Origin of the sequence: Desulfosporosinus lacus DSM 15449, assembly GCF_900129935.1 — a bacterium.
In the GTDB taxonomy this organism is placed as follows: domain Bacteria; phylum Bacillota; class Desulfitobacteriia; order Desulfitobacteriales; family Desulfitobacteriaceae; genus Desulfosporosinus; species Desulfosporosinus lacus.
The window spans coordinates 37,045-47,971 of record NZ_FQXJ01000029.1 but is presented as its reverse complement, the minus strand read 5'-3'; the positions used below and the strand labels follow the sequence as shown (position 1 = coordinate 47,971).

At 42.6% G+C, this 10,927-nt stretch carries 13 protein-coding genes; 12 read left to right on the top strand and 1 reads right to left on the bottom strand.

Annotated elements, in window-relative coordinates; all coding sequences use genetic code 11:
- From BUB11_RS24090 to BUB11_RS24035, 12 genes are all read left to right on the top strand, one after another.
- Positions 1-930 (top strand): complex I subunit 4 family protein (locus BUB11_RS24090; RefSeq protein WP_143187664.1); only part of this gene is annotated, 930 nt, incomplete at its 5' end.
- On the top strand, positions 930-2,366 hold the full coding sequence (locus BUB11_RS24085; protein ID WP_073032915.1) for an NADH-quinone oxidoreductase subunit N: 1,437 nt from the start codon (positions 930-932) through the stop codon (positions 2,364-2,366). The genes BUB11_RS24090 and BUB11_RS24085, both read left to right, overlap by 1 nt.
- Before the next feature lie 447 nt (positions 2,367-2,813).
- A complete protein-coding gene (locus BUB11_RS24080) occupies positions 2,814-3,170 on the top strand; it encodes a YraN family protein (protein ID WP_073032913.1) in 357 nt (118 codons plus the stop codon).
- A 103-nt stretch (positions 3,171-3,273) separates the two neighbouring features.
- A complete protein-coding gene (locus BUB11_RS24075) occupies positions 3,274-3,963 on the top strand; it encodes a response regulator transcription factor (RefSeq protein WP_073032911.1) in 690 nt (229 codons plus the stop codon).
- A 36-nt stretch (positions 3,964-3,999) separates the two neighbouring features.
- Entirely contained in the window at positions 4,000-5,775 is a 1,776-nt protein-coding gene (locus BUB11_RS24070; RefSeq protein WP_242947733.1) for an ATP-binding protein, read from the top strand.
- A 162-nt stretch (positions 5,776-5,937) separates the two neighbouring features.
- Positions 5,938-7,446: a YifB family Mg chelatase-like AAA ATPase gene (locus tag BUB11_RS24065; protein WP_073032910.1), complete on the top strand. Its 1,509-nt coding sequence runs from the start codon at positions 5,938-5,940 to the stop codon at positions 7,444-7,446.
- A 389-nt stretch (positions 7,447-7,835) separates the two neighbouring features.
- Positions 7,836-8,024, top strand: a complete 189-nt coding sequence (locus BUB11_RS24060; protein ID WP_073032908.1) for a ferredoxin — start codon at positions 7,836-7,838, stop codon at positions 8,022-8,024.
- Between the two features lie 141 nt (positions 8,025-8,165).
- Entirely contained in the window at positions 8,166-8,438 is a 273-nt protein-coding gene (locus BUB11_RS28590) for a hypothetical protein (RefSeq protein WP_073032906.1), read from the top strand.
- Between the two features lie 199 nt (positions 8,439-8,637).
- Positions 8,638-8,754 (top strand): PAS domain S-box protein, encoded by a 117-nt coding sequence (locus BUB11_RS28585; protein WP_242947732.1) that lies wholly within the window; start codon positions 8,638-8,640, stop codon positions 8,752-8,754.
- A gap of 111 nt (positions 8,755-8,865) precedes the next feature.
- Positions 8,866-9,168 carry a hypothetical protein gene (locus BUB11_RS28580; RefSeq protein WP_073032905.1) on the top strand — a complete coding sequence of 101 codons (303 nt, stop codon included), beginning with the start codon at positions 8,866-8,868 and terminating at the stop codon, positions 9,166-9,168.
- Positions 9,169-9,380: 212 nt separating this feature from the next.
- Positions 9,381-9,806, top strand: a complete 426-nt coding sequence (locus BUB11_RS24040) for a hypothetical protein (protein ID WP_073032904.1) — start codon at positions 9,381-9,383, stop codon at positions 9,804-9,806.
- Between the two features lie 212 nt (positions 9,807-10,018).
- Positions 10,019-10,450, top strand: a complete 432-nt coding sequence (locus BUB11_RS24035) for an Hsp20/alpha crystallin family protein (RefSeq protein ID WP_073032903.1) — start codon at positions 10,019-10,021, stop codon at positions 10,448-10,450.
- 131 nt (positions 10,451-10,581) lie between these two features.
- Here BUB11_RS24035 and BUB11_RS24030 read toward each other — a convergent pair whose 3' ends face one another.
- Positions 10,582-10,767, bottom strand: coding sequence for an alpha/beta-type small acid-soluble spore protein (locus BUB11_RS24030; protein WP_073032902.1), 186 nt, complete (start codon positions 10,765-10,767; stop codon positions 10,582-10,584).
- Between the last annotated feature and the right edge of the window lie 160 nt (positions 10,768-10,927).

The following is a 10,927-nucleotide window of genomic DNA, read 5'->3' as shown; positions in this document are numbered from 1 at the left end:
ATGTTTGATCAGCTGTCAGCTCGGCAAGACCTCTACAGTCCGGCATTCCAAAAGGTTGCCTTTGCCTTGATGATCGTGGGTTTTGGATCCCTCATTTCCATGTTCCCCTTCCACTCCTGGTCTCCTGACGGTTATGCCGGTGCGCCGACCGCCGTGAGTATGATTCACGCCGGAGTCTTAAAGAAAATTGGGGGCTATGGATTAATCCGTTTAGGTGTTTATGTCCTCCCGGTAGGAGCGAGTTTTTGGGCACCGTACATTGCGACCCTCGCTGTGATTAGCGTACTCTATGCGGCCTTTATCGCTCTGGCCCAAAAGGATCTGAAATATGTCGTCGGATATTCCTCCGTCAGCCATATGGGATATGTTATTATCGCCATCGCTGCCTTGAACCCAACAGCGGCAACAGGTGCTGTGGCGATGATGTTTGCGCATGGGGTGATGGCAGCGCTCTTCTTCTCCATGATCGGTTTTATCTACGAGAAGACTCACACTCGCAACATTGCTGATCTGGGCGGACTGGCTCATCAAATGCCACGCTTGGCCATTGGTTTTATGATTGCAGGTATGGCCTCGCTGGGATTGCCTGGGACGGTTAATTTCATTGCAGAGTTCACCATTTTCATGGGTGCCATTAAAGCGTTGCCCGTACAAACGGTTCTGGGTATAGCCGGGATTATCTTTACAGCCGTTTATATCTTACGGACGATAGCCAACGTACTGTTCGGACCGCGCCGTTCGGAATGGGATCATCTCACCGATATTCGAGGACCTGAACTCGTTCCGCTCGTCTTATTCGGGTTTGTGATCTTTGTGGGAGGAATTTTCCCGAATATTTTACTGGGAATGATCGATACCGGAGTTACCTCCTCAGGCCTGGCCAAGGTACTTGAGATGGTGAGTCAGGCGAAGATGGGAGGGTTGTTCTAATGTTCAATATCGCTACAGTGCTCACGCCTGAAATTGCGCTGGCCGCGCTGGCCTTGATTCTGTTGGCCATTGGACTCCTGATTCCAGCTGGCGCTCGAAAAGGGATGATGCCACTCACTGTTTTCTCGTTATTAGGGGTTCTCAGTTATACTCTGTATGACTTTTTCTACGGACAGGAAGCGGCGTTCTTGGACGGACTCTATATGCATGATCAGTTCGCAGTCTATTTCAAAGTGCTCTTCCTGGCGGCTGCCCTGCTGGTTGTCCTCTCTTCAGGGGGATATGTGCAGAAATTACCGAAACATCGCGGAGAGTTCTATTCGTTACTGTTACTGGCAACGTTGGGTATGATGCTTATGGCTGGAGCAGGCGAACTGATTACGATGTATGTTGGTCTTGAGCTAATGACCATTTCCTTCTACATTCTGGTGGCCTATTTGGCAGATGATGCTCGTTCCTCGGAAGCTGGAATCAAGTACCTCGTGCTTGGTGCCACCTCATCGGCCATCTTACTCTACGGAATCAGTCTCATTTATGGATTAACTGGATCGACTGAGCTGGCCCAAATTGCGAGTTCACTGGGTGGAAACCTCACGCCGGCCTCGCTCTTGGCGACGGTCTTCATCTTGGCTGGATTGGGCTTTAAGATTTCCTTGGTGCCGTTTCACCTCTGGGCACCGGATATCTACGAAGGTGCTCCAACCCCTGTCACAGCGTTCTTGGCGATTGCCTCGAAAGCCGCAGCTTTTGCTGTGCTGATTCGTGTTTACCTCTTAACCATGAACAGCCAAGCTTTTTCAGCAACGGGACAAACCCTGTTGTTCGTCATGGCAGCGATTACGATGATTGTGGGTAACTTGATTGCCATACCCCAAACGAACCTAAAACGATTATTAGCATTTTCCAGCATTGCCCAAGCAGGATATTTGATGGTGGGTATTATTGCTGAATCCACAGCGGGGATCAAAGGTGTCCTCTTCTATGCGATGATTTACGTCTTCGCTAATATGGGATCCTTTGCGGTAGCAACGCTTGTGGCGGAGAAGCAAGGCAGTAGCGAGATCAAGGACTTAGCTGGATTCTGGCGCCGTTCCCCATTAGCAACGGTGGTTATGACAGCATCCTTGTTATCTCTAGCTGGAATACCACCCCTTGCAGGCTTCGTAGGGAAATTCTATCTCTTCTCTGCGGCGATGGATCAAGGGTATGTAGCGATTGCCTATATCGGGTTCGTCATGAGTATGATTTCCGTATACTATTATCTCTCAGTGATTAAGGTAATGTTCCTTGCCGAAGGGGAGGGCTTACCGGATGTTCCTGTCCATGGAGCGATGAAGTTTACGATGGTCTTTACCATGCTAATAACCATTGCAATCGGTCTTTACCCAACTCCTCTTGCTCAAATGGCGATTGCGGCAGCCCAGAGTTTATTTTGAGTTAAATGATTTTAGTTACGACTATGTCGAAAAGAGATTCTCAGTTGTTAACTGAGAATCTCTTTTGTAAAGCAGGAAAAAGCCCACACAGCGTGTCGCTGAAGGGATATATCAGATAGGCCAATTATAAAAATGGACCTATCTGATATATCCTGAGGTTTGGATTCAACTAATTGAGTGACGACCATAAAGGTATCATGTCACAGCAACTATAACTAGAACTAGAACTAGATGTTCGAGGCTAGACCGCCGGCCCAAGGATGGCCAAGTGTCCCTATAGCCAAGGACGGCGAGAAGGGACCGCCGGCGGATGGCCAAGGTGTCATGGTGACTGGATGTCATGAAATAAGGTGTTGAGAAGCGACATCTTAAGTATGTGAGCCTTCTGTAGGTAAGATTAAATAAATTTGTAAGGTTATAATTGGGCAAAGGAGCTGTCTAATCTTTGTGGAGAATAAACAATCTCTAGGTAAATCCGGCGAAGAATTAGCAGTACGTTTAGCAGTAGAATCCGGTTTAAATATTATCGCACGAAATTATCGATGTCCCAAAGGGGAAATGGATATTATTGCCCGTGATGGAGAAGTACTAGTATTTATAGAGGTACGCACCCGTCGATCAGCTTATAGAGGGTGGGGCGAAGAAAGCATTACGCATCATAAGGCACAACGATTACAGGCGATTGCATCTTATTATGTATTGCAACAGGGATATTTGAACTGGCCAAGCCTAAGGTTTGATGTAATTGCAATTCGTTGGGTTGGAAAGCAACCAGAAGTGAATTGGATTAAAGCTGCTTTATAAATACATAGTTTAATCACACAATATTCACGAATAGATGTTAAACTTTAATATAAAGACAATGAATTATAATTGTTAATCGGTAGCCAAAAGGAGCGTTTGTAAATTGGATCCGATTTTAATCGTTGATGATGAAGAGAAAATTAGAAGTTTGGTAAGGTTATATCTTGAACGAGAAGGCTTTACTGTTGAAGAGGCAGAGGACGGTCGCATCGCATTGGAAAAGTTTCGAGCAGGCCAATTTTCATTATTAATTGTAGACCTTATGATGCCAGATATTGACGGGTGGCGTGTTTGCCGTGAAGTTCGGGAGATTTCTGCACTCCCTATCATCATGCTGACTGCTCGCGGGGAAGAGTTTGACCGTGTCCTGGGCCTTGAACTGGGTGCAGATGATTATCTGGTCAAGCCATTCAGCACCAAAGAATTGGTTGCAAGGGTTAAAGCCCTCTTGCGTCGATCTAGAGGTCAACTCCAGCCTGTGTCTTCAGAAATAACAGTGGGTCTGCTTAGTATTAACAAAGAACGCCATAAGGTTAGCATTGGCGAGGATTCTATTAATCTAACCCCTCTAGAATTTGATTTACTTTATTTCTTAGCGAAAAATCGAGGGCGGGTTTTCTCACGTGAACAGCTTATGGAGACCGTATGGGGATATGATTTCTATGGAGATGCCCGTACAGTTGATACTCATGTCAAAAAACTGAGAGAGAAGCTGTCCCATCCCAGTGTCAAAGGGATGTTAGTTACAGTATGGGGTGTGGGATATAAATTTGATCCTGATCAGGTACATTAAATGGTTATAAAAACACATCGTTCATGGTCGATTTCTATGAAACTTTGGTTCGCTATGACTATTTTAATCCTTGCAGTACTAGGGGGATTAGGGTTTACACTTACATGGCTCTTTGGGGATTTTTACCTGCAACAGAAGTTAAATTCCCTTCGATCTGAAGCCATTGAGATTTCGGCGCAACTAGCCACTGAGCCTAGCTGGAGTGGACGGTTAAACCTGTTAGAATCTCTGAAATTAACTTCTGGAGCGCAATTGGTGCTGCTAGATCCACAAGGTAATCTGGTGGTCATGGCAGGATCGATTACTCAGCAAGGGTCACAAAACAGTATAGAATGGTTTCCTAAAGGATTATCAGGAAGCTCAATAAGCGGATGGTCTAGAGATTTACGACCTTCTGATTTTTTTACCGAGGGATATTTAGAACAGGTTTTGTCCGGTCAAACTATTTCGATTAAGGCCTTGCCAGTTAATGGAGGGGCGCAAGCAATGTTGCTGGCTGCTACCCCTGTAGGTACAAACCCTGTAAGAGGAGTTGTGTTATTGGGGAGTTCTCCAATCCCAATTCAGGAGAGCATTGCGACCTTTCGTCGCTTAATCCTCTATGCTTCTTTAATTGCTGTTTTTTTGGCCACAGTCATTAGTCTTATTTTTGCACAGCATGTAACTCGTCCTCTTGGTTTGATGCAACGGGGAGCAACGCGAATGGCTAAAGGCGACTTTTTGCCCATTCAAGGTGTGACCAGCAAAGATGAAATCGGAAAGCTAGCTGAGGGCTTGAATTCGATGGGTGAAAGCTTAAAGAACCATATGGCATGGCTTTCCCAAGAAAAAAACTTGCTTCAAGGAATTGTCGAAAGTATCAGTGATGCAGTAGTTATGATGAGTTGCAATGGCTCAATTCTTTACGCAAATGACTCAGCTAAAGCCCTATGGCAAGAAAATGACATAGAGGTTACCGAACGCAAGATCCAAATTGTAACCATCCTTCAAACTATGGCCCAACGGGAAGATCAGGTCGAAAATTTTGAAATGGCTACTATAGGAATTCAAGTGTTGCAGATCGTTATGGCTCCAATGGCAGAGAACGAGGGGATACGCGGGCATGTAGCTGTTTTGCGTGATGTCACTGCTTCTTTGCGGGCTGAAAAGTCTCGACGTGAGTTCTTGGCCAGCGTTACACATGAACTTAGGACTCCACTGCATTTAATCCAAGGGTATTTGGAGGCAATCCAAGATGAAGTTATACCAAAAGACCAGAACGAAGAATATATTGACTTAGTCTTGGAAGAAGCCAAACGTCTGGCCCGCTTAGTGCAAGAGTTACAAGAAATTAACTGGCTCGAACGGGGACAGGTTATTCAACCTGTTGCTATCGACCTGGAGAATTTTATGGTAGATATTGACCAGCGCTTTCAAGGCAGGGCGCAAGAGTTGGGCGTGAATCTGGAAATTTGTAAGGGATCTGGGCAACTTTTAGCAGACCCTGATCGTCTCTTACAAGTATTTATTAATCTTTTAGACAATGCTTTGGGTCATACCCCACGTGGAAAGACGGTTAGGGTATTAATGGTGGAGGAGCAAAATGAGATATCTTTGGCAGTTCAGGATGAAGGGGAAGGAATCCCCAAAGAAGCTTTACCCTATATCTTTGATCGCTTCTTTAGAGTGAATAAAGCACGGTCCCGAAAAGATGGGGGTATGGGATTAGGACTAGCGATTGTGCGCCAAATTGTGGAAGCACATGGAGGTAATGTTCGTGTAGAAAGCGACATGGGAAAAGGAACGACCTTTTGGATTTCCCTTCCGCGGTAGTAACTCATTATAAAAGGTTCATCGTCCCCTTCTGCTTAAAATGTGGGAGGGGACTTTTTCATTTAATAAACTAGAAAATGTTTAAATAACTAACAATTTTTGATTAATATGGAAGGAATATATAAAACTAACGCGAACTTTCTATCTTTAAGGAGGGATCGCATGTTCGCTGCAGTATATGGAATGACTGTCCTCGGCTTGCAAGCTCACTTAATTCGAGTGGAAGTTGACGTCGCAAATGGCTTGCCAAGTTTTGACATAGTTGGCCTTGCAACCACGTCTGTAAGAGAGGCACGAGATCGAGTAAGATCAGCAATACGAAATTCGGGCTATCAGTTTCCTTTACAAAGGGTCACGGTAAACTTAGCTCCTGCAGATTTACGTAAAGAAGGATCAGGTCTAGATCTGCCGATAGCGATAGGGATACTTGCTGCAACAGGACAATGCTTGTCATCATCACTTGAAGGATACGTTTTTTCTGGGGAATTGTCTTTGGAAGGTACACTTCGTCCAGTTCCAGGGATTCTTACGATGGCTATTTCATTAGAGCGAGAAAACCAATCCTTTATTCTAATCGTCCCACCGGAAAATTTCGCGGAAGCTCGTTTGGTGGCAGATTTAGAAACCCATAGTTCAGCTTCTCTGGATCAGATTATAAAGGCAATTTCAAAGATGGGTGACTTCGAAGATGCTGTTTTATCTAGAGTAACTCAACCTGAATTAAGCGGGACTAAGGTTGACTGGTCAGATATTCATGGGCAACAACAGGCTAAACGAGCTTTAGAGATTGCTGCAGCAGGCGGGCATAATGTAGTGTTGCAAGGGCCCCCAGGGTCTGGGAAAACTCTTCTGGCAAAAGCTTATTCGGGGATACTTCCCTTGTTGAGTGATCAAGAAAGCATTGAGGTCACACAACTTTACAGTGTTTCAGGTATGTTAAGTTGCAACGGATCATTAGTGCAAGAACGCCCCTTTCGAAATCCTCATCATACCGTGACCAAGGTTGGAATGATAGGCGGGGGGAGGAATTTACGCCCGGGTGAGCTTAGCTTTGCAAATCACGGTGTTCTATTCTTAGATGAATTTCCGGAGTTTGCACGCGAAGTCTTGGAGTGTTTGCGGCAACCACTGGAAGATCGAGAGTTGACAATTACGCGACAGGCAGGGAGTATTACCTATCCTGCCCAAGTAAGTGTCATAGCCAGTATGAATCCCTGTCCGTGCGGTTATTATGGTGATCAAGGCCGAGTGTGTTCGTGTACACCGATGCAAATCCAAAATTATCGCGGGAGGCTCTCCGGGCCACTGTTGGATAGGTTTGACATGCATGTTGAAGTACCAAGGCTGAATTACACTGAATTAAAGAATAACATTGATAATGAGTCTTCAATTGTGGTTAGGGAGCGAGTGATGGCAGTCCGTCAAATACAATGGGTCCGACTGGGGTCTGTAAAAACCAATGCGGAGATGACGGCAAAGGAAACTAAAGAATTTGGCAAGTTGACTCCGAGTGGGGAGTCTCTCTTACAAAAGGTTTTCGACAGTCAACATCTAAGTGCCCGCGCTCACGATCGGATTTTAAGGGTTGCTCGCACGATTGCTGACCTAGGTGGATCTTCAAATATTCTTCCGGAACATTTAGCTGAGGCAATACAGTTTCGTTCTTTATAAACAGTCGTGAACATGGAATTCATCTGCTTGATACAATAGCGCTTGGCCTTGTCTATTAATTCTCAACCCAGTTGAGTAAATGCGAAAGCCATATCTCTTTAACTAACCAAATTAAGCAGTGCACTAAGTTATATGGTTTTATAGTATTATGAAGTTGTAATAGTCGCTTTTCATCATTGTCTAAGTACGTTTTTTAGCTAGCTTTCTTTTTCAGGAAGTCTTTGAAGGTGCCGGGATTGCTCACCATAGGAATGTGGCCTTAAAATTTAGACTTGGGATAAACGGTTTTAGTAAAAAATTTCACTTGTAGATAAGGATAAGCTTATGATAAACTTATTGGTAATAGTTGGCTATATAAAAAGATAGAATATAGTGGAGGAGGAAAAATCATGATTGCTGAAGTAGACAAAGAAGAGTGCATTGGGTGTGAATCATGCCCTGAATTCTGCCCTGAGGTATTTAAGATGGAGGCCGATGGTCTAGCGGTAGCTTATACAAATCCCGTTCCCACTGAGTTTGAGGAAGCCGCTAAAGAAGCTGCCGAGGGTTGCCCGGCACATTGCATCAGCCTTACATAGATGATCGGATAAGCTTAAAAATGCAAGAAGAGGATGTAACGAGAGTTTTTCGTTACATCCTCTTCTTGCATTTTTAGTGAATAACAGGTTTCTACCAAATTGTAAGGGCTCATCGGTCATGTTCTGGATGAAGATTATCAAATGGATCAATTGCGTTACGAAGATGCAATTGGGTTAAGGCCCGATGTTTATGAAAGCGAATTGATGAGAGTGAATATGTCTAGATTACAATTCGAAAAAATATGTAATTTTCTGTTTCTAATTGTACAATTGATTTCGAAGTACGCTCTAAAAAATATTGCTTTAGGGCACAAAGTAAATAGAAGAATTCAAACTGAATTAGAAATTATGAATTTAAACAGAGAACTAGAGCAAAGGATAAGCAAAGAACCGCCCAACTTGAAGAAGAAATAAATAAACGTCAAAAGGCTGAACAGAAAATCAAGATACTAAATGAAGTACTAGAAAACAAAGTGATTGAGCGAACAAACCAGCTACAGGATATAAATTCTACGTTGGAAGAGGAGATTATTGAGAAAATTCGGTCAGAAAATGAGTTTGAATAAATAAATAAAGAGTATTTACCGATGCCTTATTTGATAGTGCTCACGGGATGATTTATCTCTACGATGATAATAGCAGGTTGGTGAGATGGAACAAGAAACATGAGAAAATGACTGGGTATACCTCAGAAGGAGCTGGCTCAAATAAATATATTAGATTGGTATGAAGGAGATGAAAAGAGTCAAAGGTCTGTACTGAAAGGAATCGAAATGATTACTCAGAATGGATTTGGGAACGCCGAGGCCAATTTACAAAAAAAGACAGTACAAAAATAACGATGTTTCTTTCTGCTAGTTCGGTAATTATTGATGAAAGACATTATTTTGCGGGAATAGGAATTGACATCACGGAGTGGAAACTGTTACATAAAAGGCTCCGCAAATATCAGGTTCTGGCTGAAAAGGCCAATGATGCTGCAGTAAGAATCTATGGATATACATATACCGAACTTTTATCAATGACAATCTTCAACTTAAGGAATAGTAGCACATCAACTAAAATAATTGAGCAAATGGATTTAGCCGATAAAGATGGAATTATTTTTGACACGGTTTATCCAACTAGGACTGTTTTTGGATAGCCGCTTTTTTCTTTGCTTTATGATTTTTTTTAAAAAGAAAACAGATAATGGTTTTTTCATATGACTGAATAGCTAAGGGCAAAGCTGACTTAAAAATATTTCCATATTACGGAATTCGACATGTCCAAATCTGTTGTCCTTTCATATATTAATAGTGAGAGTGAAGGGTAAATCTTTGTAACTCTACTCTAACTTAATTTAGGAGGATAAAAATGGCTCTCTTAAACTACAACAGAAGTATTCTAACAAATCAAGCGAACACGTCCGCTATTGTGCTTACTGGGATAGATCAACTAATTTTGGAATTCGGTCTGTTTGTATCTCAAGCAATAAACTTTGTCGAATTGCTAACAACGGTCGGGTGGATTGTGACGGGCACAAGTCCTTTGGAACCGAATCAACCAATTATTGAGCTTACGATTCAACAAGATGGTGTGGTAGTAGCATCAATCAACCAAGAGTCGATTCAAGATGGAGGAGATACACCTTTAGAGAATTTGTCTACGTTCCAAGCTGTACTGACCAATGTTCCTGCTGGTCATCACGTCTATCAATTGTTTGCTCGCAACCTTCAGACTGTTCAAGGGACTATAACTATCAATGGGCCAGCTAATATCTCTGGTAAAGTAATCAGTTAACCCAAACGAGAAGAAGCAAGGGGATTCTCTCTTGCTTCTTTATAATGTATAGAATGAATACCAGAACCGTTTCTAAGCCATGGGATATTCAAGAGATTTGTCTTTGTCTTAAGGATTAAATGCTAATGCATCAATTGTGCTTCATAATAGCAGGGATAATCCATAATCGAACAGCGTATCCTAAGCAGTAAACAAACGAAGAGGTGATAGAAATGTCATTAATCTCTAATGAGCCATACCGTATGTTAGATCCTTTTTGGAATGAGATGGATCGGGTTTTAAGGCGTGGAAAAGAAAGCTATACAGATGGGTTGTATCGTATAGATCTAGAAGAAACCCAGAAAAAGGTTATCGTGACTGTGGAAATTCCGGGCATCGAAAACCCTGAAGATCTCAGAATTACCTTAAATGAAAGTCAACTGATGATTCAGGGCGAAATTCGAAAAATAATACACGAAGAAGATGATGAAAGCGTCACGCGTCATACAGAAAGGTATTTCGGGAAATTCTCAAGAGTGCTGACACTCCCTGCTTTGGTTAAAACTGATGGAGCTCACGCAAGTTACCGGAATGGCTTGTTAAAACTTAGTTTTTTAAAAGACGCTCATCCAGCGGCACGTCGTATAGAAGTTGATTTTCACTAATTGTTTCTAGAATCAGAGGTACTTAATCTTTAGTAAAACTACAGTTTATAAAAAGTAGAGCCGAGCATTAAATGCGCTCGGCTCCGGGTATTACTAAGTTTAAACTGACAAAAGATTGGAGTCTCTAATTATTAAGTCATGTTCTTTCCGGGCAGATTACGTTCGGCCATTTCAATAGCCATTTTCACCATATTGCCGCAATTCCTTGAAGAAACTCCTCCAAATCCTTCTTGGTGAAGGGTTCCCGCAAAACCTAACTCTTGAGAAATTTGTTCTTTCAATGCGTCAGACATGATGCTGCTACGTCGTCTTGACATAAAGGAAACCTCCTTTCAAATTGGGGTCAGTTTCTTTCAACAACGATATGATGAAAGTGTTATTAGTATACCTTTTTATCAAGACAGTATGTAGTTAACTCTTAAATTATATTGGAAATTTAGGAATGCATTTGAATTTTGCTTCTTGAGAGTTCATTGG

Coding starts and splice junctions, on each gene's coding strand:
- BUB11_RS24085 (WP_073032915.1), top strand. CDS start 930: ATGTTCAATATCGCTACAGTGCTCACGCCTGAAATTGCGCTGGCCGCG.
- BUB11_RS24070 (WP_242947733.1), top strand. CDS start 4,000: ATGAAACTTTGGTTCGCTATGACTATTTTAATCCTTGCAGTACTAGGG.
- BUB11_RS24030 (WP_073032902.1), bottom strand. CDS start 10,767: ATGTCAAGACGACGTAGCAGCATCATGTCTGACGCATTGAAAGAACAA.
- BUB11_RS24065 (WP_073032910.1), top strand. CDS start 5,938: ATGTTCGCTGCAGTATATGGAATGACTGTCCTCGGCTTGCAAGCTCAC.
- BUB11_RS24040 (WP_073032904.1), top strand. CDS start 9,381: ATGGCTCTCTTAAACTACAACAGAAGTATTCTAACAAATCAAGCGAAC.
- BUB11_RS28590 (WP_073032906.1), top strand. CDS start 8,166: ATGGATCAATTGCGTTACGAAGATGCAATTGGGTTAAGGCCCGATGTT.
- BUB11_RS28585 (WP_242947732.1), top strand. CDS start 8,638: ATGATTTATCTCTACGATGATAATAGCAGGTTGGTGAGATGGAACAAG.
- BUB11_RS24035 (WP_073032903.1), top strand. CDS start 10,019: ATGTCATTAATCTCTAATGAGCCATACCGTATGTTAGATCCTTTTTGG.
- BUB11_RS24060 (WP_073032908.1), top strand. CDS start 7,836: ATGATTGCTGAAGTAGACAAAGAAGAGTGCATTGGGTGTGAATCATGC.
- BUB11_RS28580 (WP_073032905.1), top strand. CDS start 8,866: ATGTTTCTTTCTGCTAGTTCGGTAATTATTGATGAAAGACATTATTTT.